Annotated in this window: 17 protein-coding genes and 2 pseudogenes; 17 read left to right on the top strand and 2 right to left on the bottom strand. The window is 41.6% G+C overall.

Features of this window, described 5'->3' with window-relative positions:
- Window positions 1-28: 28 nt before the first annotated feature.
- From rbsD to rbsB, 4 genes are read left to right on the top strand one after another with little or no spacing between them, the layout of a single operon-like run.
- Window positions 29-424 (top strand): D-ribose pyranase, encoded by a 396-nt coding sequence (rbsD, locus tag UB32_RS02715; protein WP_044391039.1) that lies wholly within the window; start codon window positions 29-31, stop codon window positions 422-424.
- A complete protein-coding gene (locus UB32_RS02720) occupies window positions 424-1926 on the top strand; it encodes a sugar ABC transporter ATP-binding protein (protein ID WP_044391002.1) in 1503 nt (500 codons plus the stop codon). Before rbsD ends, UB32_RS02720 begins: the two co-directional genes overlap by 1 nt.
- Window positions 1913-2845, top strand: a complete 933-nt coding sequence (locus UB32_RS02725; RefSeq protein WP_044391003.1) for an ABC transporter permease subunit — start codon at window positions 1913-1915, stop codon at window positions 2843-2845. The genes UB32_RS02720 and UB32_RS02725 overlap by 14 nt, the downstream gene beginning before the upstream one ends.
- Window positions 2846-2873: 28 nt before the next feature.
- The gene (gene rbsB, locus UB32_RS02730; RefSeq protein ID WP_044391005.1) at window positions 2874-3815 is read left to right on the top strand and encodes a ribose ABC transporter substrate-binding protein RbsB; all 942 of its coding nucleotides are present in this window, start codon (window positions 2874-2876) and stop codon (window positions 3813-3815) included.
- Between the two features lie 133 nt (window positions 3816-3948).
- Here the strand turns inward: rbsB and UB32_RS02735 are convergent, their stop codons facing one another.
- Together UB32_RS02735 and UB32_RS02740 are read right to left on the bottom strand one after the other, a co-directional pair.
- Window positions 3949-4896, bottom strand: a complete 948-nt coding sequence (locus UB32_RS02735; protein WP_084221694.1) for a Fic family protein — start codon at window positions 4894-4896, stop codon at window positions 3949-3951.
- Window positions 4897-5269: 373 nt separating this feature from the next.
- Window positions 5270-6946 carry a sigma 54-interacting transcriptional regulator gene (locus UB32_RS02740; RefSeq protein WP_431305957.1) on the bottom strand — a complete coding sequence of 559 codons (1677 nt, stop codon included), beginning with the start codon at window positions 6944-6946 and terminating at the stop codon, window positions 5270-5272.
- A gap of 196 nt (window positions 6947-7142) precedes the next feature.
- On the opposite strand from UB32_RS02740, the gene UB32_RS02745 reads away from it, so the two are divergent.
- The 13 genes and pseudogenes from UB32_RS02745 (at window position 7143) to UB32_RS02800 (ending at window position 21945) form a co-directional block, all read left to right on the top strand.
- Window positions 7143-8570, top strand: a complete 1428-nt coding sequence (locus tag UB32_RS02745) for an aldehyde dehydrogenase family protein (protein ID WP_044391007.1) — start codon at window positions 7143-7145, stop codon at window positions 8568-8570.
- 15 nt (window positions 8571-8585) lie between these two features.
- Window positions 8586-9434, top strand: coding sequence for an AhlS family quorum-quenching N-acyl homoserine lactonase (gene ahlS / locus UB32_RS02750; protein WP_044391009.1), 849 nt, complete (start codon window positions 8586-8588; stop codon window positions 9432-9434).
- An 82-nt stretch (window positions 9435-9516) separates the two neighbouring features.
- Window positions 9517-10722 (top strand): iron-containing alcohol dehydrogenase, encoded by a 1206-nt coding sequence (locus UB32_RS02755; protein ID WP_044391011.1) that lies wholly within the window; start codon window positions 9517-9519, stop codon window positions 10720-10722.
- A 258-nt stretch (window positions 10723-10980) separates the two neighbouring features.
- Window positions 10981-11777 (top strand): annotated as a pseudogene (locus tag UB32_RS20650) (PTS transporter subunit EIIC); the annotation flags it as partial.
- A 171-nt stretch (window positions 11778-11948) separates the two neighbouring features.
- On the top strand, window positions 11949-12929 hold the full coding sequence (locus tag UB32_RS20655; protein ID WP_277813872.1) for a glucose PTS transporter subunit IIA: 981 nt from the start codon (window positions 11949-11951) through the stop codon (window positions 12927-12929).
- A 335-nt stretch (window positions 12930-13264) separates the two neighbouring features.
- Window positions 13265-14287, top strand: coding sequence for a LacI family DNA-binding transcriptional regulator (locus tag UB32_RS02765; protein WP_052806931.1), 1023 nt, complete (start codon window positions 13265-13267; stop codon window positions 14285-14287).
- Between the two features lie 227 nt (window positions 14288-14514).
- Window positions 14515-15834 (top strand): ABC transporter substrate-binding protein, encoded by a 1320-nt coding sequence (locus UB32_RS02770; RefSeq protein ID WP_052806932.1) that lies wholly within the window; start codon window positions 14515-14517, stop codon window positions 15832-15834.
- A gap of 68 nt (window positions 15835-15902) precedes the next feature.
- Complete coding sequence (locus UB32_RS02775; protein ID WP_044391013.1) at window positions 15903-16787, top strand: carbohydrate ABC transporter permease; 885 nt, start codon at window positions 15903-15905, stop codon at window positions 16785-16787.
- A complete protein-coding gene (locus UB32_RS02780; RefSeq protein ID WP_052806933.1) occupies window positions 16787-17623 on the top strand; it encodes a carbohydrate ABC transporter permease in 837 nt (278 codons plus the stop codon). Before UB32_RS02775 ends, UB32_RS02780 begins: the two co-directional genes overlap by 1 nt.
- Window positions 17624-17659: 36 nt before the next feature.
- Window positions 17660-17842, top strand: a pseudogene (locus UB32_RS20355) (glucohydrolase); the annotation flags it as partial.
- 185 nt (window positions 17843-18027) lie between these two features.
- Entirely contained in the window at window positions 18028-18987 is a 960-nt protein-coding gene (locus UB32_RS02790) for a carbohydrate kinase family protein (protein ID WP_044391019.1), read from the top strand.
- A gap of 11 nt (window positions 18988-18998) precedes the next feature.
- Window positions 18999-20468 (top strand): sucrose phosphorylase, encoded by a 1470-nt coding sequence (gtfA, locus tag UB32_RS02795; RefSeq protein ID WP_044391021.1) that lies wholly within the window; start codon window positions 18999-19001, stop codon window positions 20466-20468.
- A gap of 469 nt (window positions 20469-20937) precedes the next feature.
- Window positions 20938-21945 (top strand): LacI family DNA-binding transcriptional regulator, encoded by a 1008-nt coding sequence (locus tag UB32_RS02800; protein ID WP_044391023.1) that lies wholly within the window; start codon window positions 20938-20940, stop codon window positions 21943-21945.
- Window positions 21946-21952: the final 7 nt, after the last annotated feature.

Below are 21952 nucleotides of genomic sequence, written 5' to 3' on the forward strand. Positions count from 1 at the left end.
TAAACATAATATACGAGGGGGATTCAGCATGAAAAAGCAAGGAATTCTGAACAGTCATATAGCAGAAGTCCTCGCTAACTTGGGACATACAGATACTATTGTGATCGCGGATTGCGGTTTGCCTGTTCCTGATGGTGTGAAAAAAATTGATATCTCTCTGAAAATTGGGATGCCTGGGTTTATCGAAACGCTTGATGTCATTCTTGAAGACATGGAGGTTGAACAAGTCACTATTGCTGAAGAAATTCAAGAGAACAATCCTAAAGTGCTGACTTTCATTGAAAAGAAGTTTAGTAAAGGTCAGATTCAGGCGGTAACTCATGAAGAATTCAAGAAGAAAACAGGACAAGCAAAAGCGGTGATCCGAACGGGAGAAGCAACGCCATATGCAAACATCATTTTGCATGCAGGGGTGATTTTTTAATGGAGTTCATTAAAATGAAAGGGATTACAAAATCGTTTGGCCCGGTTCAGGTTTTGAATAAGGTCGATTTTGCACTTGAAAAAGGTGAGATTCATGCACTGATGGGTGAGAATGGGGCTGGGAAATCCACGCTCATGAAAATTTTGACTGGCATTTACCAAAAAGATGAAGGTGCCATTGAAGTAAAAGGAAACCTGGTCAATTTTAAGTCTGCCAAGGAAGCGGAGCTATCTGGAATTACCGTGATCCACCAGGAGCTTAACATTATTCCTTATCTGACAGTAGCCGAGAATATGTTTCTCGGAAAGGAATTGACACATGGAAAGACTGGGTTGATAAAAACGAGAGAAATGAAACGTAAAACGAGGGATTATCTTGAAAGGCTGGGAGTGGGACTCGACCCAGATCAAGAAGCAGGGAGTCTGTCTGTAGGCCAGCAGCAAATGATTGAAATCGCGAGGGCTGTGGCCACAAATTCTGAAGTTCTAATAATGGATGAGCCTACGGCGGCACTAACTGACCGTGAGATTGAAGTTCTTTTCGAGGTAATGAACAAGCTTAGGGAGCAGGGAGTAGGCATTGTCTATATCTCTCATAGAATGGAAGAAATATTCACGATGTGTGACCGGATCACGGTCTTACGTGACGGCCAATCCGTCGGCACAAAGCAGATTAAAGAAACGAATTTTGAAGAAATCGTTAAAATGATGGTTGGGAGAGAACTTGGCGAGCGCTTTCCTCCAAGAATCGCCAAGCCTGGCGAAGAACGAATTCGAGTGGAAAATTTTACGGCAGCGAATGCATTTTATGATATTTCCTTTTCTGTAAAAAGCGGAGAAATTTTGGGGGTCGCTGGACTTATGGGGGCCGGCAGGACGGAAATCATGGAAGCGATATTTGGAAAAAGGTCGATTAAATCCGGCAGAATTTTTTTAGATGGCAAGGAAGTCAAAATAAAACGTCCTTATGATGCGATAAAAGCTGGCATCGGCTTTATAACAGAAGACCGAAAAGATGAAGGCCTGGTTCTCAGTCTGAGTGTCCGTGAGAATTTGGTTTTGACTAATTTGCAGAGATTTTCCAACAGAGGAATTACAGCTGACAAAAAAGAGGCAGATTATGTAAAGGCAATGATTGAGAAGCTTAAAATCAAAACATCTGGTGGAGAGCAGGCCGTCAAGTCTTTAAGCGGGGGAAATCAGCAGAAAGTAGTCATCGGCAAATGGCTTGGCATCGATCCACAGATTCTGATTTTGGATGAACCGACACGCGGAGTGGATGTAGGAGCTAAAAAGGAAATTTACACAATCATGAATCAACTTACAGAAAAAGGGGTTGCCATCATCATGGTATCATCTGAACTGCCTGAAATTCTTGGTATGAGTGACCGAATCATGGTGATCCATGAAGGAAAACTGACTGGAATGCTAAACAGGGAAGAAGCTGATCAGGAAAAAATCATGCAGGCCGCCACAGGAGGGAAAACTCATGAAAAAATATAATGTTTTTCAAAAGCTTGGACCACTAATTGGACTTATTTTAATCTCTATTATTCTATCAGTCATGAGCTCAGACTTTTTGACTGTGAATAATATATTTAATGTCTTGCGCCAGGTTTCTATTAATGCCTTGATTGCATTTGGAATGACATTTGTTATTTTGACCGGTGGAATTGATTTATCGGTGGGCTCGATTCTCGCATTGTCTTCAGCTTTGACAGCAGGCATGCTGGCAGGAGGAATTGATCCAATTCTCGCGTTACTGATTGGCCTTATATCTGGTGCAGCTATGGGTGCGGCAAACGGTCTGATCATTACCAAAGGAAAAGTTGCTCCGTTCATTGCAACACTGGCAACGATGACAATCTACCGAGGATTCACTCTTGTTTATACAGAGGGTCGTCCAATTACTGGACTTTCTGATGCTGTAACTTTCCAAATGCTTGGAAAAGGTTATTTTTTAGGAATTCCATTTCCGGTCATCACGATGCTGATCGCGTATGCAATTTTATATTTTATCCTTAAAAAGACGACATTTGGCCGTGGGGTATACGCAATTGGCGGAAACGAAGAAGCTTCTCTATTATCTGGGTTAAGGGTCGACCGCATTAAAATCGGAGTCTATTCCCTTACTGGATTGCTTGCGGCTCTTGCAGGTACAACCTTAACCTCAAGATTGAATTCAGCACAGCCAACTGCTGGTGTATCCTATGAACTCGATGCAATCGCTGCAGTTGTTTTAGGTGGTACCAGCCTTTCAGGAGGCAGAGGCTGGATTTTTGGAACCCTAGCCGGCGCTTTGATTATTGGAGTATTGAATAACGGCTTAAACTTGCTGAATGTATCTTCTTTTTACCAGCAAGTTGTAAAGGGTGGAGTTATTTTGCTAGCAGTATTGTTAGACCGCAAAAAAGCGGCTTAATAATAAAAAAATTTAGGAGGAATAAGAAATGAAAAGTCTATTTAAAGGTTTATTTCTTGCATTAATAGCTTCAGTGTTCATGGCTGGCTGCTCACTTGACCAAACAAGCAAAGGCTCTGATGAAAGCAGCAAAAACTCGGGGTCCACAGATGAAAAGGTAAAAATCGGACTTTCCATCTCCACGCTAAACAACCCGTTCTTTGTTACGTTAAAAGAAGGAGCAGAGAAGAAAGCGAAAGAAGAAGGAATTGACATAACGACTGTAGATGCTCAAAACGATCCCGCAAAACAAGTAAGTGATGTGGAAGACTTAATTCAAAAAGGTATTGATGTTCTGTTGATCAATCCAACCGATTCAGCGGCAATTACGGCAGCAATTGAGTCAGCAAATAATGCAGGTATCCCGGTTATTACAGTTGACAGAAGTGCAGAAGGCGGCGAAGTAGTTGCTCATATTGCATCTGACAACACAGCTGGTGGTAAGATGGCTGGAGAATATCTGGCTGAAGCGCTAGGTGAATCAGGAAAAGTAATTGAATTAGAAGGGATCCCAGGTTCCTCCGCAGCACGTGAGCGTGGCAAGGGTTTCAATGAAGCAATTGCAACAGCAAGCGGAATTGAAGTAGTAGCAAAACAACCAGCAAATTTTGACCGTTCACAAGGACTTTCTGTCATGGAAAACCTCCTGCAAAGCAACAAAGATATCCAAGCTGTATTCGCTCATAATGATGAAATGGCACTTGGCGCAGTAGAAGCATTGAAAGCTGCCGGTCTTGAAAACGTCATCGTTGTTGGATTCGATGCAACAGACGATGCAGTAAAAGCTGTCGAAGAAGGCACAATGGCCGCAACTGTAGCCCAAAAGCCAGATTTGATCGGACAACAGGCCGTTGACACAGCAATCCAAGTAAAAAAAGGTACCAAAGTAGAAAAATTCATCCCCGTTGAACTTGAATTAATCAAGAAGTAAGGAAATGAGGATAGGAAAAAAGAAGTGTAAGGCATTCGCCTTCACTTCTTTTTTCCCTCCAGGGGGGGTCTGACCCCCAGTCAATTAACGCAGTAAAGCGCTGGGGGCCAGACCCCGTTCTATGTGTCTTGGCTTATTGGGTCATGATTCGAATGAGGTCGTATTGGTAATAGCGTCTGTTTCTTTTGCGATTGTCACCGAAGATCATGCCTAGTTCGACTAGTTGGGCTAGGCTCTTTCGGATGGTTGCAGGCGCCAATTCTGTCGTTTGTTCTAATTGATGCACGGTTGCAATTGGATGGGTAAACAGGGCCCCCCATACTTTTTTAGTAGATGGTTGCTGAAGTTTTCCCATTCCTTGATGATAGAGTCTTTCTGCTTGATCCAATTTTTCATAATGGTGTTCGGACATTCTGATGGTTGCGTCGAGGAAGAAGTGAATCCAACTTTTCCAATCAGGTTCCTTTTTGTCAATTCCACGAACACCATTTAACATCGCATAATATCGAAACTTCTCGCGTTCAAGTTCTTCACTTAAGAAAAAGAAGGGAGAATCAATTCGTTTCGTTTGAAGCAAGTAAAGAACAATCAAAATCCTGCCGAGTCGGCCATTGCCGTCAAGGAAGGGATGGATGGATTCGAACTGGGCATGGATGATGGCCGCTTTGATCAATGGATGAATGGTATCAATGTCTTCTTCAAGATAAGGGTGACCATTTATATACCTTTCAAGGTTTGTCATATATTGGCCCATCAACTGCGGCTCTGGTGGAACATAAGATGCGTCCTTCAATTCATTAGTGGGTCCGATAAAATTTTGAATTTTGCGATACTCACCAGCGGCACTTGTTGCACCCCTAGCATTTTCCATCAAGAGTTGATGTAAATTACGGATAAGCCGCTCTGTAAGTGGGTAGCCGATTTGGATGGTTTCGACGCCAACTTTTAAGGCCTGCTGATAATTTCGCACTTCAACCTTTTCCCAATCCTGCTGCTCATCAATTTTATCTTCCAGCATCTCACTGAAAGTTATTTGTACACCCTCGATTCTGGTAGATTGAACGGACTCGTGGAGAGTCAAAAAAATATTGTAAGGAGAAATGACCGTAAAAGGAAAATGTGAATGAGATCATCACGACTACTCAAGATCCATTCCAAAAAGAAAAATCGGGAGCAACTTTTAGGCAAGCTGGTACTTTTGTGCCCCTTTTGGAAAAGTGGATGAAAAACAATAAGGAATTATATTGCAAACCAATTTACTGATGAAAAGAGTGATATATTCTCGATTGAAGAATGAGTCTATTCAAAATTTAGTTTGCATAAGCAAAAGGTCTTACAAAGACTTCAGTCTTAGCGAACAACTTTAGTCATAGCAATTATAACCACTTGCTTTAACAGGTGGTCGTTTAAGGATGGGGAAACGTTCCATCGGTTTCTGTCCCAATGTCCCGTTCTCATCCCCATTTTTTCAGTTTTTTAACAATTGTTGAATGGTCGACTCCGAGATTTTCTGCGGCTTTTCGAATGGAGCTGTGTTTTTGCAAGGCATCGAGGATAAGTCTCTTTTCATATTGTTCGACTCTCTGCTTTAGATTTAGGGATGTATCGGGTGATGCAAACTTATGAAAATGCGGTGGAAGGTCTTCGGGATCTATTTTAAAGGATGGAACAGACACCACCATGCTTTCAGCAAGATTTTTTAGTTCTCTTACATTCCCCGGCCAATGGTAGCTTTGCAGTATGGCCTTCGTCTCATCGGATAATAACTTCTCAATATTATAGAGTCGGCAAAAATGGGTAAAGAAGTGTTCCACCAGGACTTCTATATCTTCTGGCCGTTCTCTTAAAGGTGGTATGTTTAATTCAACTACCTGGAGACGATAGTATAAGTCTTCTCTGAATCTACCTTGCTCCACCAATTCTTTTAAATCTCTGTTGGTTGCAGAAATTATCCTGATATTTAATTGTTTTATCTTACTGCTTCCCACTCGCTGAATTTGTTTTTCCTGCAGTACCCTTAAGAGTTTTACCTGCAATGATAATGGCAATTCACCTACCTCGTCTAAAAGGACAGTACCATGGTCAGCGAGCTCTAGTAAACCAATTTTCCCCTCAAGTCTTGCACCAGTAAAAGCACCTTTTTCATAACCAAAAAGCTCTGATTCTAAAAGATGTTCTGGTATGGCACCACAGTTTATCTTTATGAACGGCTTGTCCTTCCGGTTGCTTTCATGATGGATTAAATTTGCAATTACCTCTTTACCAGTACCAGAAGGGCCAGCAAGAAGAATACTAGTCGGAAAAGCTGCCACCTGTCTGACTTTGGAAATAATTCCTTTCATTTCCCTGCTAGTAAATACAATTCTCTCATCTATTCCTTGCATCGAATACGAATAGCGGTTCTGGCTGATTTCAGAAAAGCTTTTTGCTTTTTTTAATTCTTTCTTTAGTTCATTCAGTTGGGTTATGTCACGGACACTCGTTACGACCATTTGAATATCCCCCGATGCATCAAACACCGGGCTCCCTGTTACAATGACTTCCTTTCTTCCGCCAATATTCTGGAGGATTGAAATTTGCTTTTTCTTCTCTAAGACGAGCAAAGAAACGGATTTGTCAAAATAACCTTTTTCCATCAAATTTGCCATATGATTTCCTATTAGTTCTTCTCTCTGGAACCCGGTGATGTTTTCGTAAGCTGAGTTCACCAATAATGTTTCTCCATCTTTATTGACAACATAGATTCCATCTGTAGAAAACTCGATTATACTCTCCATATTCTTTAATATAGACAGGTAATGCTCCATCTGGGAAATATCCTGAATGACACTCACAACACCAATCAATTGACCATCCTGGTACATGGGTGTTCTGTTTACCATGCAAGGAACACCATTTATATTCATTTTAACACCAATCGTACTTTCACCACTCTCAAGTACTTTTTGCACCTCTGTATTGGGCACAAACTTGTGAATTTTTTCCCCGGCATATTCATTCTCCTGAATCTTAAGTAGCTTCTGGGCAGAAGCATTCATAAGCATAACGTTGGTATCCTGGTCGACTACAATGATTCCATTCCGCATAGATGAAAAAATAACTTCTGGTTCAATCATCACTGACATACCCATTTACTCATCTCCTAGATTAATAGTGAGAATCATCACCAGCTGGTGAATTTTATCACCATATATATTAAGCAATTTTAGGCTAATTACGGTGATGTATATCACCATTATTATATTTCATTTAATTGAATTTTACGAATAAATAAGCGTTTATTTGTTTGGCATAAATCTTGCAATAAATATAAGCAGGAGGTGTAGTATGGAAAAAAAAGGATTGTTTATTAATGGGAAGTATGAAATTAAAGAGAGTACTTATGTACTGCTGTCACCTTACAGCGGAGAAACTCTAGCACAAATTAGTAAGGCTAACAAGGACGATGTAAAGCGAGCGATTGATGGAGCGGAATCTACCTATCATGTATTTAAGAGTATGCCAGCACATAAACGCTCCGAAATTCTTTTTAATGTGGTAAAAATTCTAAATGAACGCAAGGAGGAGATGGCAAAAGTTATTGCAAAGGAGGCTGGGAAACCTATCCGTACAGCACGAGGTGAAATAGAGAGAACCGTTGTTACGTATCAATTTGCTGCAGAAGAAGCCAAGCGGATATATGGCGAAACAATACCTATGGATGCAGCCCCTGGCGGAGAGAATCGGGTAGGTTTTACATGGAGAGAGCCATTAGGTGTCGTCGTAGCAATAAGTCCATTTAACTTTCCGTTTAATCTTGTTGCCCACAAGCTTGGACCAGCATTTGCTGCAGGAAATACTGTAGTGCTAAAGCCGGCTGAGCAGACACCACTAAGTGCCCTGTTGATCGCTGAAATTTTTCAAAAGGCTGGTCTTCCTGATGGAGCACTTCAAGTCGTTACAGGAAGTGGCAGTGAATTAAGTGACTCTTTGATTCAAGACAGCAGAATCAAAAAAGTAACCTTTACTGGCAGTGCAAAGGTAGGAAAGTTGATCAAAGAAAAAGCCGGTTTGCGTAAAGTGACACTTGAACTCGGATCAAACTCTGGGTTAATAATTGAACCGGACATTCCTTTGGAAAAAATCATAAAGAGATGTGTAGAAGGTGCTTTTGCGTTTTCCGGGCAGGTTTGCATATCTTTACAACGCATATATGTACATGAAGATATTTATGATGATTTTTGTAAGCGTTTTATCGAAGAAGCAAAGAATCTGAAAGTTGGAGATCCGCTTGAAGACACGACTGATATCAGTGCCATGATCAGCGGGCGTGAAGTCGACCGAATCGAATCCTGGATAACTGAAGCCAAAAAACAAGGTGCCGAGGTAGGATTGGGGGGAGTAAGAGAAGGAACTATTTTCCCGCCAACTGTCCTTACAAAGGTAACAAATGATATGGCCGTATCTTGCCAAGAAACATTTGCACCTGTGGTTTCGATTGTTCCATACAGTAAGCTTGATGAAGCAATTGAAATTGTCAACGATTCTGTATACGGCCTGAATGTCGGTATTTACACGCAAAATATATCCAATGCCTTTCATGCTGCGAGACAACTTCATTCAGGAGGAGTGATTATCAATGATATTCCGACCTTCAGGCTGGACCACATGCCATATGGTGGAGTTAAAGAGAGTGGATATGGTCGTGAAGGAATAAAGTATGCTGTTGAAGAAATGACTGAACTAAAATTCGTTACGATTAAAACCGTACTGTAGGAGGATTGATTCAAAATGACAAATATTATTAAACCAAATCCAAAACTGTATGTTATGGATAATGGGCGAATGAGAATGGATAAGAATTGGATGATTGCAATGCATAATCCAGCAACAGTAGACAACCCCAATGCATCGGCTGAATTTGTTGAATTCCCGGTATATACAGTACTGATAGACCACCCAGATGGAAAAATCCTCTTTGATACAGCTTGCAATCCAAACTCAATGGGACAAAATGGTCGCTGGGGCGAAGCTACCCAGAAAATGTTCCCTATTGCCATGAGTGAAGAATGCTACCTTCACCACCGCCTTGAACAATTAAATGTCCGTCCTGAAGAAATTAAATACGTGGTGGCTTCACACCTTCATCTAGACCATGCTGGATGCCTGGAAATGTTTACAAATGCGACAATTATCGTTCATGAAGACGAATTGAATGGAACGCTACAGACTTACGCCCGTAATCAAAAAGAAGGGGCCTATGTCTGGGCTGATATTGACGCTTGGATTAAAAACAATCTTCAGTGGCGCACAATCAAGCGTCAAGAGGATAACCTGAAGCTTGCACCTGGCATCAGTATTCTGAACTTCGGCAGTGGACATGCATGGGGAATGCTTGGGCTTCATGTGGAAATGCCTGAAACTGGCGGAATTATTTTGGCTTCAGATGCCATCTATACCGCTGATAGCTTCGGACCACCTGTAAAGCCGCCAGGAATTATCTATGACTCACTTGGTTACAACAATGCAGTTGAAAAAATACGGAGAATCGCAAATGAAACTAATTCTCAGGTCTGGTTTGGGCATGATTCGAACCAATTTAAAACATTCCGGAAATCCACTGAGGGCTACTATGAGTAAGGAAGCGTGTCGAAATTTTTTGATATACCACCAATGGGTCAAACTGGTGATAAATCAACATTTATCCGAGGGAGGGTAATATATGAGTATTTCAAAATTAGTTTTTCCACCATTAAGTTATACTGGCTGGGGTTCACTTCAAAACCTTGTACCTGAAATAGAAAAATACCAGGTTAAAAAAATTCTTGTCGTGACTGATCCAGTGCTTGCACAGATTGGGCTAGTCGATAGAGTAACAGAACCCTTGAAAGAAAACGGCTATGAAGTGACTCTCTATACTGAAGTCATCCCAGAGCCTCCACTTGAGGTGGGAGAGAAGCTGGTCTCTTTTACAAGAGAAGGCGAGTTTGATATGATCGTGGGTGTTGGCGGCGGAAGTGCACTTGACCTAGCAAAGCTAGCCGCAGTGATGGCCGATCATGAAGGACCTGCTGCGGACTATTTGAATCTAAGCGGCACTAAAAAAATAGAGAAAAAAGGCTTGCCCAAAATCCTCATTCCTACTACTTCAGGAACAGGTTCAGAAGTAACTAATATATCCGTTCTTTCACTTGAAACAACCAAGGATGTTGTCACCCATGATCACTTGCTCGCAGATGTGGCGATTGTCGATCCTGAACTAACCCTGTCCGTCCCTGCGCGGGTTACAGCAGCCACTGGCATTGATGCTCTAACACATGCAGTCGAAGCATATGTATCAGTGAATGCGAGCTTAACAACAGATGGACTGGCTCTTCAAGCGATTCGATTGATTTCTCGTTCTTTACGCAAAGCAGTTGAAGACGGAAGCGACAAACAGGCTCGAATAGACATGAGCAATGGAAGCTATATTGCCGGTCTTGCCTTCTTTAACGCAGGAGTTGCCGGGGTACATGCACTTGCATATCCTCTTGGCGGCCAATTCCATTTAGCCCATGGCGAATCAAACGCGGTCCTGTTGCCATACGTAATGGGTTATATTCGGAAAAGCTGTCAAACTAGAATGGCCAACATCCTGAATGCATTAGGAGGCAACTCGGATTTCCTATCAGATGAAGAAGCTTCTTACAGATGTGTGGAAGAACTGGAACGTCTGGTAAAAGATGTAGGCATCCCCGCAACTTTATCAGAATTCAACATCCCTGATTCAGCTCTCGAAAGCCTTACCCAGGATGGAGCGAAACAAAAGAGATTGCTCTCCAGAAGCCCTCTTCCATTAGAAGAAAAAGACATCAGGGAGATTTATAAAGCCGCTTTTAAAGGTAAAATTACTGAACCTGAAACAGAGCGAGTGTATAGAAAAAGCTAAAAATTTAATAGGAACTTTATTAAGCGAACAAACGGAAGTTTTACGAAAAGAAGGCACAAGGAGCGGTTTTAACTGCGCCTCGTGCCTTTTGATTTAAGATTCTTATTCCGCACCCAGGGGGCCAAGGGGGTCTGACCCCCTGGGAATTAACGCAGTAAAGCGCTGGGGGTCAGACCCCGTTCTAGCCCCCATTCTATCCTTGATCCAGACCAGTTCACAGGCTTGCAGAATCCAGTCATAGCCAGATTAAGTGAAGGGATGCTTCAGGTCGGGCTGAGTTTATTTACCAATCTGCCGATTATTTTTGCATTGGGCATTGCCATTGGCTTATCGGGAGGATCAGGTATTGCAGCCCTTGCGGCGTTGCTTGGCTATATCATCATGAACCAAACGATTTCTTTTGCCTTGAACATCACCCCCGAAATGGCAGCAAAGAGCGGGGAATATGGGATGGCATTGGGAATACCGACCCTTGGACGGGGGTTCTTGGCGGTATAGTTGTTGGTCTGCTTGCGGTGTATATCTATCGCAAGTTCCATAAGTTTCAGCCGCTAGAAATGCTGGGCTTTTTCGCTGGTGATCGTTCAGTTGGGATTGCCATGGTTTTCGCTTCCATCGGTTTGGCATTTGCCATGATGCTGATCTGGCCGCCAATCCAAGGTGTCATCAACAAAACGGCTGAAATCATCGCATCTGATGCGACAAATCCTATTTATATCGGACTGTACGGCGCACTTGAGAGGTTGCTGATTCCGACGGGCTTGCATCACATCTGGTATGCACCATTCCTGTGGACGGGGCTCGGCGGAACTGCGGAAGTTGCCGGGAAAATTGTTTCCGGTGACCAGTATTTATTCCTTGCACAAATTGCTGCCGGAGTAGAAGTAACAGCTGGACGTTTCATGGCAGGAAAGTTCCTAATCATCATGTTTGGCTTGCTGGGTGCGGCGCTTGCCATGTACAAACGAGCAGATGCCGACAAGAAGCCAATCGTAAAAGGGATGTTGATTGCTGCGGCAGGGACGGCTTTCCTGACGGGAATTACGGAACCGATTGAGTTCACATTCCTGTTTGTCGCACCCTTGTTATATGTATTGCATGCAATTTTAACAGGAATTTCATTTGCTGCAGCCTACATCCTCGATGTCCATCTTGGCTGGGCAGGCGGCTCCGGATTGATTGATTTCATCCTTGTGAATGTTTTACCTGGAACACCGAGATGGTGGATGAATTTCGTGCTTGGTGCCGCGTTCTTTGCGATTTACTATTTTACCTTCAGCTTCGCGATCAATAAATGGAATATTGCCACTCCAGGACGCGGAGGGCAAGAGGCAAAGCTGTTCACCAGAAATGATTACAACGCGAAGAAAAAAGGCAAGTCAGGATCTAAGGCAGAGAGGAATAAAGAGTTGGCGCTGCACATCATCACCGCATTAGGCGGGCCACAGAATATAGTGCAAGCCGATGCCTGCTTCACGCGCTTACGTGTAGAAGTCAAGGAAATCAAGCAAGTGAAAGAAGATGATTTAAAGGCTTTAGGAGCAGCAGGGGTAGTGAAAATCAAGAACAATATCCAGGCGATTTTCGGTGGGAATTCGGACCTGTATAAAAATGAAATCAATGAACTGCTCCAATCTGATTCGCTAGAGGAAGAACTGTGGGAAGTAGCGGCAGGTCAAAGCGATCAGCAAGAAAAAGCGGTTAAAGTAACACCTGTGTTAAGCGTGGACTTTAGTGAAATTGGTTCACCGATGGCAGGAAGGGTGATTCCCCTTTCAGAGGTTCCGGATCCTGTTTTTGCAGGCAAGATGATGGGCGATGGTTTCGCAATCGAGCCTTCAAAAGGAAAGGTTGTCTCACCAGTAAATGGAGAAATCACTTCGATTTTCCCGACAAAGCATGCGATTGGGATCACATCTGAAGAAGGACTTGAAGTACTGGTTCACGTTGGCATCAACACGGTGAACCTCGATGGAAAAGGCTTCGATCTGTTCGTAAAAGAAGGCCAACAGGTAACCAGGGGACAAGAACTGTTACAGGCAGACATCGACTACATCAATGAACATGCAACATCCAGCACCACCATTATCGCTTTCACCAATCTGAAAAGTGATGAAGAAATCAAATTAACCAAAGCAAATCAAGTAAAACATGGCGAAACCCATTTGATTTCCCTTCAGCACAAGCAGCAAAAAGGACATAGGTAAATGTGAAAAGCACCGGCCAATTTTGGGTGGTGCTTTTCCGCTACCACAACGGCAGTATCAAAAAGGCAGCCTTTCATGATTAAGGTTCGTTTAATGCAAAACCCTTTGTATGAAAATAGAAATTCATTTTCATTGTAGATGGTGGCTACGGATTCGTAGCCATGGTGGTTTCTAATGCTTTTTAAATATGTCATTAATGGATTTAGAACGGATATTAAGCGGATTTTCACATAAAAAGTTGCAAGACCCGTTTTCCATGGCATGTGATTGACAATCGTTTAAATAAATTATATGTTTAATGTGAAAACGTTTTCCTAAAAGGGGATTAGCAGATTATGAATTTAACCATAAAGGATATTGCCAGGATGGCAGGCGTCTCTGTTTCATCGGTTTCCCGTGTCATAAATAATAGTAAACCGGTAAATGATCATATAAAAGAAAAGGTTGAGAAGGTAATCCGAGAAACAAACTTCCGGCCGAATGCCGTAGCCAGGGGCTTGATAAGTAAGTCAACAAATTTAATCGGTGTGATTCTTCCACAGATTAATTATATTTCCGCTGAATTAATCAACGGTATTGAGGGGGTTGCAAACAAGAATGGGTACAATATCATCTTGAGTAATACAAGATTAAATCCTGATTTGGAATTGAATGCCCTTCAGCTTTTTAAGGATAAACAGGTAGATGGCATTATCTTATCCTCCATCGATATGTCTGAACGTCATATTCAATTAATTCAAGATAATAAAATCCCGGTTGTGGTGGTAGGCCAAAAAACGACAGACTATGCTATACCATGGGTGGATGTGGACAATTACAGGCCAATTACGGAAATTGTCAGGTATTTAATGCGCTGTGGCCATGAGAAAATTGGAATGATTCATGGGCCGCTGATTGACAAGTCAGCAGGTGATTCGCGGTATAGGGGGTTCATAGAGGAAATGGAACGGAAAAATCTATCCGTGAATCCTAAATTCGTGGGTGAAAGCAATTTTTCGTCCAAGGATGGTTATCTTGCAATGGAAAAAATATTGAAGTGTGAAGACATACCTACAGCCGTGGTTTGCGCTTCAGATACCATTGCGATAGGAGCGAAAAATTGTGCGGAAGATCTTGGGTATCGTATACCGGAGGATATCTCTATTGTAGGTTTTGATGATATTGAACTCGCTACGTTGGTGAGGCCCAAATTAACAACTGTTCAGGTTTGTTTTGAGACGATGGGTTCGAAAGCAATGGAAACTTTATTGCAATCAATTGAATTTAAACCGGTCAATATAGAAAATTACTTGGATTATAGATTGATCATACGTGATAGTGTCAAGGTAGTTGCTGATGATTTGGGAACAAAGATATAACTGTTTAATTATTATCGATTTAGAGGAAATCGTTTTCACAAAAAGGTTGTAAAAGGGTATTCTCTGTAATATAATTATAGATAAGAAAAGGAGGAAAACCTTTTCATAAACTTAAAGGGGATGAAAATACAACCTACTTATCTAGAAATCTTTTTAAATTGGAAGCGCTTTAAATTTTTATATGTGGGTTTCAGCAGAAAACTATAATCAAGGAGGACGATTTACAGATGTTCCATTTCAAGAGCAATACAGGCTTCTTCAAAAAGACGGCTATAGTTGGAATTGTAACCGCTTTATCCCTATCGCTGGCGGCTTGTTCTGGCGATTCAGATCAAAGTGCAAGCGGATCGAAGGATAGCAAGATCAGTATTATTGTGACGAATGGTAAAGGTGAAATCGACGCTCAATTCAAACAAACTGCAAAGGATTTTATGGCGGAAAACAAAGACATCAATGTCCAGGTTGAGTCGGTCGCTGTTGGAGATCCGATGAATGTTTTTGACAAACTTACCGCATCAGGAAAGACGGTAACAATGGCCATGTTTTCTCCATTTGATGCAACACATAAATATAAAGAGGTAGGTATGGACCTATCAGGGGAAAAATGGAACGAAGAAACAAATGATGCAATTAAAAGCGAGGACGGCACGATAATTGGCTTTCCGTTTGCTATCGAGGGAATGGGGCTTGTTTATAACAAGCAAGTTGTAGAAAAAGCTGTCGGAGGAGAGTTTGATCCTTACTCCATTAATACTCAAGATAAATTTAAAGAGCTGCTGGATAAAATCAAGTCATCAGGTGTCGAATATCCTGTTGCCTACCAGACTGAAGCATGGTCTGTTTCAAACCACTACAGCTCATTATTCTTGAATCAATCAGAAGACCCTAACACTGTCCTTAAAGAAGTAACAGACGGAAAATTTGATTACATGAAGAATGACGTATGGAACGGCTACTATAACACAATGGATATTTTAGCTTCCGAAGAGTATAACAAGTTCGGTAAACGTCCAACAGGCCAGTACTATGATGCTGCCCACGTTGCTGTCGGCAATGGGGATTCTGCGATTCTCTTCAACGGCAACTGGGCTTTTGATTCACTGAAGGCTCTAGAAGGATCGGATTTCGGTTTCATGCCAGTCCCTGTAGACAACGACCCTGAAAATCCTTTGAACAATAAAATTATTGCTGGCCCAACACAGGCTCTAGTCATCAATAAGAAGGCGACTGAAGAACAACAAGATGCTGCCAAGAAGTTCTTGGATTGGCTAGTATATGGTGAAGCAGGACAGGATTTCATCGTGAATAAATCACAAATCATTTCTGCATTCAAAAATAACCCTAATAAAGTAACGAACCCGCTAGGTATTGCCATTAGTGATGCTCTTGTTGAAAACAAAACGCTTCCATTTAGCACGAACTATATCAATACAGGTGATTGGACTACAATCCTTGGACCTGAAGTCCAAAAGTATATTGCGAAGCAAAGCTCAAGAGCTGACCTTGCAAAAGCATTTGAAAACTACTACAAAAGCAACAAGGAATAAACAGATAACAAAAAAAGCGGCGGATTGTATTATCCCCTGCTTTTTTTGCTAAATAACAGGATGTGATCATGATGAAGAAAAGGAAAAATCTTGGTGATATTGGCAATTCAGCTTTGTTTCTAGGTCCGACTTTACTATTTTTCAGTATGACTGTTTTGCTTCCATTTGCATATGGACTGTTTCTTACCTTCAATAAAATGGATACACCTGCAGATCCGGTTCAGTTCGCAGGTCTGTTGAATTATATTAGCGCTATAAACGACCAGGAATTCTGGAAATCAATGTGGCTGACTGTGAGGTTTGTCGTGGCGACCGTGTTTTTTGTGAATCTTGTGGGATTTGGATTGGCTTACCTTGTTACGTCTGGGCTACGGATTCAGAATACGTTAAGAACTGCCTATTTTACGCCAAATCTCATCGGCGGATTGGTGCTGGGATATATTTGGCAGTTCATTTTTGTCCAATCGTTGCCGGCACTGGGAACGAAATTGGGAATCAGCTGGCTTGAACTTGGATGGCTTGGCGATCCGACAATGGCCTTTTGGTCTCTTGTCATCGTTACTATATGGCAAACATCTGGCTACATGATGATTATTTTTATTGCTGGTTTGATCAGTGTGCCAAAGGAGCTGATTGAAGCAGCCAAAATTGACGGTGCTGGCCCGCTCAAAAGACTTCTAAATGTCACCTTGCCATTGATGGTTCCTTCCTTTGTTGTCACTGTGTTCCTGTCGCTGAAGAATGCCTTCATGGTTTATGACCTTAACTTTGCCTTAACGGCTGGAGGTCCATATGGAACTACCAAAATGGTTTCGATGCATGTTGTAAATAAAGCATTTATTGAATCAAACTATGGAACAGGGCAAGCAGAAGCGATCATTCTCTTCATCATTGTCGCGATTGTCACAGGTGTCCAGGTCTATACGAGTAAAAAAATGGAGGTGCAGGCATAGTGCGTAACCAAAGAATAATTTCTTCAACCTTCCTTTACTTGCTGTCCATTATTGCGTTAGTTGCTTTTATCTTTCCTTTTGTGTTACTCATCATTAATTCATTTAAGTCCAATGGAGAGATATTGACAAGTCCATTCGCACTGCCGGAAAAATTGGACTTCTCACAATTCATTGAGGTTTATAATTTAATGAACTTTGGAGTCACTTTTACAAACTCTTTCATCGTTACTACTTTGAGCACATTTTTCATCGTCTTTTTCTCAGCGATGGCTGCTTACCATTTGGTTAGAAGGCCGTCCAAGTTCAATAAATTCTTTTTCACGGTGCTGGTGGCATCAATGGTCATTCCGTTCCAATCGTTGATGATACCACTTATTTATATTTACGGAGCAAAACTCCAATTAATAGATGCAATTCCTATTCCGCTATTGATTATCTTTTACCTTGGATTTGGAAGTGCTCTTTCAGTCTTCATGTTCCATGGGTTCATCAAAGCGATACCTATCGAAGTAGAAGAGGCGGCAAAAATTGATGGATGCAGTACACTGCAAACATTTTTCCTCATCGTTTTTCCGATGTTAAAACCGATTGCTGTCACCATTTCCATCCTGAATGTTTTATGGATTTGGAACGATTACCTGCTGCCATCACTCGTTTTGAACCATCCTGATGTGTATACAATGCCTGTCCAAATGAAGGTCTTTAATGGTACGTACATGAACAACTGGGAATTGCTGATTCCTGCCATTCTTCTGACAGTCATTCCGATCCTGGTGATGTATATTATTGGCCAACGCTCGATCATTAATGGAGTCATGCAAGGATCTATCAAGTAAAAAAAGCAACTTAGAGATGAGAGGATAATAAAATGAACCATTCGCAACCGTGATGTGATGACTGTCGGCGAAGCGAGTGGAGTAGGTGTTCCTGATGCGGACCGGTGGGTAGGGGAAGAAAATGGCTGTTTCAACATGATCTTTCCATTTGAATTCCTCAAGCTCTGGGACAAGGATGTAAATGATTCAGTGGATGTCCGAGCACTGAAAAAAGTGTTGATACAAGTGAATTGGTATTGAATAACTACCAAATTCCAACAAAGAAACTAAAGAAACAGTTTACACTTAAACCATTTGAAACGAGGGTTTATTTATTGAAGTAAGAATAAGGGGTTTTGTGCCACCCTGGACTTTTTCAGTCGTTTAATTTAAAGCCACTCAAGGTAAAGCCTGGAGGACAAATAATGCATACACCATTGGAAAGAAACATCGAATTCGAACAAAAAGGTAATGATATCTTAACAATCGGCGAAGTCCTTATAGATATGATATCGGATGAGTATGTGAAAGGAGATGGATCCACTACCTATAGGAACTATTTTGGCGGATCTCCTGCTAACATTGCCATGAACGCGAAAAAACTTGGGATCCACTCGATAGTAGCATCTGCCGTCGGAAATGATGGCATGGGGAGGTTCCTTATCAATCATCTTAATGAAGCGGGCATTGAATCGGGGTTGGTCCAGAAAGTGGACACATCTACAAGTATGGTCGTTGTCACAAAGAGCAAAGGAACCCCAATTCCAATCTTTTATCGCGGAGCAGATTATCAGATAGAATATACGCAAAAACTAGAAAAAGCCCTGCTTGATTCTAAAATCGTTCATTTTTCCTGCTGGCCAATTTCGATGGAACCAGCTCGGCAAACTATTAATAAAGTACTGGAAGTAGCAAGTGAAAACGGAATTTTGATCTCTTTTGATCCTAACTATCACCCTTTGATTTGGCAAAAAGGAGAAAACGGTATCGAATATGTGAAATCAATCATTAGGAAGGTGGATATTATTAAGCCATCTGAAGATGATGCGGAGCGTCTGTTTGGGAAAGATATCCCTGAAAACCAGCTCCAGAAATTCTTTGGTCTTGGAGCAAAGCTTGTCATTATGACTTTAGGAAAAGATGGAGCAATCGTTTCAAATGGAAAGGAAATCATTCGTTTAGATTCATTGGCGACTGAGGTAGTCGACACAACCGGGGCCGGGGATGCATTCTGGTCGGGCTTTTATACAGCTTTAATTAAAGGCTACACTATCAGGGAAGCATTGCAGCTTGGTTCTGCTTCCAGTGCCTTCAAATTAAAATATACTGGTGCAGTGGCAAATCTGCCAAAGTTGGAAAACTTAAAAGAACTATACGGATTATAGGAGGAAAGGAAATGGCAGTTAAAAACCAAGTGCAGCTTATTACCTACCCGGATTCACTGGGTGGTGATCTTAAGGCCCTGAACCATGCCCTGGAAAAGTATTTCAAGGATATTTTTAAGGGTGGTATCCATATTCTCCCTCCGTTCCCATCCTCGGGGGATAGAGGATTTGCACCGCTCACCTATCTGGAAATAGAACCGAAGTTTGGAACATGGGAAGATCTCAAAAAGATTGGCGAGAATTTTGATCTACTTGTTGATCTTATGGTTAACCATATTTCCCAGAAATCTGAGTATTTTCAGGACTTCATGAAAAAAGGGCGTCATTCCAAGTATACTGATCTGTTCATTACGCTTGATAAAATCTGGAAAGATGGTAAGCCAGTCCAGGAAGACATCGACAAAATGTTTCTTCGCCGCCAGCTCCCTTATTCCACTTTTGTAATAGAGGAGACCGGCGAGGAAGAATCAGTGTGGACAACATTTGGGAAAACAGATCCTTCAGAACAAGTCGACCTGGATATCAAATCAGAACATGTTAGGAAACTGCTTAAAGTATTCTTTGAGAATTTCAAAGAAAATAATGTGAAAATAGTCCGTCTAGATGCAGTTGGCTATGTCGTGAAAAAGTTAGGAACAAGCTGTTTCTTTGTAGAGCCGGATATTTATGAATTCCTTGATTGGATTATGGAACTCGCGCAATCATTAGACATTGAATTGCTTCCGGAGGTCCATGCCCATTATTCAATTCAAAACAAGCTAGCAGACCATGAATTTTGGATTTATGATTTCATTTTGCCATACAGGGTTCTTGATACATTGGTGAATAAATCAAGCACAGACTTGAAGGCTTACTTGAAGGACCGTCCTCATAAACAGTTCACGATGCTAGATTGCCATGACGGTATTCCTGTCAAGCCGGATTTAGATGATTTGATTGATACGAAAGCAGCAAGAAAACTGGTTGACGTTGCCTTAGATCGGGGCTCGAACCTGAGTTTGATCATGAGTGATGAGCATAAGGCAGAAGACGGGTTTGATGTGCATCAAATAAGATGTTCCTACTATTCCGTCCTTGATGCCGATGACGATGCGTACTTGGCAGCGAGAGCGATCCAGTTCTTTACCCCAGGCATCCCGCAAGTTTATTACGTAGGAATGCTCGCAGGTGAAAATGATGTCGAGAATGTGGAGAGAACAGGAGAAGGGCGCGAAATCAACCGTCACAACTTTACCCTTGAAGAGATTGAACAGTCACTTAAAAAAGAGGTAGTCCAGCGATTAATGAAGCTGATACGCTTCCGAAACGAGTATGGTGCATTCAATGGAGAATTCGAAGTCCTCGAATCCAAGGACGATACTATTCGACTTAAGTGGAGCAAGGGAGCGGAACAGTGTTGGCTGTTTATTGATCTAAATTCAAATCGCGCAGAGATAGAATACACTGATCGTAATGGAGAACTGGTTCAATACATAGTCTGATTTTGGTTCGCCAAAAATAATTATATGTCATCAATAAGGCATGAGTGGGTTGAATTCACTCATGCCTTTCCAAATTAATTATGCCCCATGTCCCCGCTTATTGGGGGTCATGACTAAAATAAGTATAACGTCTCAGTTTAATCTTCCAGCATCTCACTGAAAGTTATTCGTGTACCCTCGATTCTGGTAGATTGAACGGACTCGTGGAAAGTAGGTAATTGTTGGAACGATTCCTTGACTAAGAAGTAATGGAGTTTTTGTTTCAATCTTTAGAGGCATCGACTGTTGGGAAAGCAGATGAAGAAACAATATAGCAAACAATTTAATGATAAGAAGGGTAACTGCAAAGTAAAAAAATACCATAAAGAAAAATTTTAAAAAACTATTGAAAGGGTTTGCATAAAGTGCTATTATGACAACGTAAACGTTTTCGTTATTTATCCGATTTTTATCATAAAGTAGGTGGGATATGTCCTATACCATTAAAGATGTTGCCAAGGAAGCAAATGTTTCGATTGCAACAGTTTCGAGGATTTTGAATGGTCAGGCAGGATATTCGGAAAAGACTAAAATAAAAGTCATGAAGGTCATCGAGGAGCTTGGCTACTCGCCAAATGCCGTAGCAAGAGGGTTAATCAATAAAAGAACCCATACGATCGGCGTCCTTTTTCCTAAGCTCTCCAGCTCGCTGGTCACAGACCTGCTGGATGGGATTGAGAAGGCTGCAAATGATAACGGTTCTAGTGTCATTGTCTGTCACACCGAATCGAATGGTAAAAAAACGATGAACTATCTTCAGCTGTTGATCGAAAAGCGAGTGGATGGGATTGTTTTTGCGAGTGAAGTCCTTAAGGAAGAATACTATCAATATGTCAAGAAAGCCAAAGTTCCCATCGTTCTTCTATCAACAGAATCGTATGCATTTCCCGTTCCTTATGTAAAGGTGAATGATTTTCATGCGGCTTATACAGCTGCGAAGTACTTAATCGATAAGGGTCATACAGAAATCGGCATGATCAGTGGGAATAAGGAAGATATCGTTGCCGGGAAACCGAGGATCGATGGATTCCGGAAGGCGATGGCAGACAGTAGGATTGTCTGTGAGGAGAGAAATATCGTTAACAGTAGCGGATTTGGTTTTCGGGATGGAATCGTTGGATTGCCCAAATTGATAGAACAATTCCCAAGTGTAACAGCTATATTTGCCGCAAGTGATGAAATAGCGATGGGTGTATTATCATCCGCTTACCAGCAGGGAATAAAGGTCCCGGAAGAGTTGTCCGTTATTGGTTTTGATAATTTGGACCTTGCTGAAATGACGATACCGCCGCTTACAACGATTGGCCAGCCGCTTGTTAAAATGGGAGAAGTTGCAGCACAAATCTTGTTTAAAATATTTGAGACAGGTGAAATCCCTGAAAGCCGGATTATGCCTCATAAAGTAGTTGAAAGATTAAGTGTAAAAGAGAGAGCTTAATGACTCT

Origin of the sequence: Mesobacillus subterraneus (assembly GCF_000934845.1) — a bacterium.
Classification (GTDB): domain Bacteria; phylum Bacillota; class Bacilli; order Bacillales; family Cytobacillaceae; genus Mesobacillus; species Mesobacillus stamsii.

What these genes read in the sequence shown, in the direction of transcription:
- rbsD (WP_044391039.1), top strand. Translation starts at nt 29, where the DNA reads ATGAAAAAGCAAGGAATTCTGAACAGTCATATAGCAGAAGTCCTCGCT.
- UB32_RS02720 (WP_044391002.1), top strand. Translation starts at nt 424, where the DNA reads ATGGAGTTCATTAAAATGAAAGGGATTACAAAATCGTTTGGCCCGGTT.
- UB32_RS02725 (WP_044391003.1), top strand. Translation starts at nt 1,913, where the DNA reads ATGAAAAAATATAATGTTTTTCAAAAGCTTGGACCACTAATTGGACTT.
- rbsB (WP_044391005.1), top strand. Translation starts at nt 2,874, where the DNA reads ATGAAAAGTCTATTTAAAGGTTTATTTCTTGCATTAATAGCTTCAGTG.
- UB32_RS02740 (WP_431305957.1), bottom strand. Translation starts at nt 6,946, where the DNA reads ATGGGTATGTCAGTGATGATTGAACCAGAAGTTATTTTTTCATCTATG.
- UB32_RS02745 (WP_044391007.1), top strand. Translation starts at nt 7,143, where the DNA reads ATGGAAAAAAAAGGATTGTTTATTAATGGGAAGTATGAAATTAAAGAG.
- ahlS (WP_044391009.1), top strand. Translation starts at nt 8,586, where the DNA reads ATGACAAATATTATTAAACCAAATCCAAAACTGTATGTTATGGATAAT.
- UB32_RS02755 (WP_044391011.1), top strand. Translation starts at nt 9,517, where the DNA reads ATGAGTATTTCAAAATTAGTTTTTCCACCATTAAGTTATACTGGCTGG.
- UB32_RS20655 (WP_277813872.1), top strand. Translation starts at nt 11,949, where the DNA reads ATGAATTTCGTGCTTGGTGCCGCGTTCTTTGCGATTTACTATTTTACC.
- UB32_RS02765 (WP_052806931.1), top strand. Translation starts at nt 13,265, where the DNA reads ATGAATTTAACCATAAAGGATATTGCCAGGATGGCAGGCGTCTCTGTT.
- UB32_RS02770 (WP_052806932.1), top strand. Translation starts at nt 14,515, where the DNA reads ATGTTCCATTTCAAGAGCAATACAGGCTTCTTCAAAAAGACGGCTATA.
- UB32_RS02775 (WP_044391013.1), top strand. Translation starts at nt 15,903, where the DNA reads ATGATGAAGAAAAGGAAAAATCTTGGTGATATTGGCAATTCAGCTTTG.
- UB32_RS02790 (WP_044391019.1), top strand. Translation starts at nt 18,028, where the DNA reads ATGCATACACCATTGGAAAGAAACATCGAATTCGAACAAAAAGGTAAT.
- gtfA (WP_044391021.1), top strand. Translation starts at nt 18,999, where the DNA reads ATGGCAGTTAAAAACCAAGTGCAGCTTATTACCTACCCGGATTCACTG.
- UB32_RS02800 (WP_044391023.1), top strand. Translation starts at nt 20,938, where the DNA reads ATGTCCTATACCATTAAAGATGTTGCCAAGGAAGCAAATGTTTCGATT.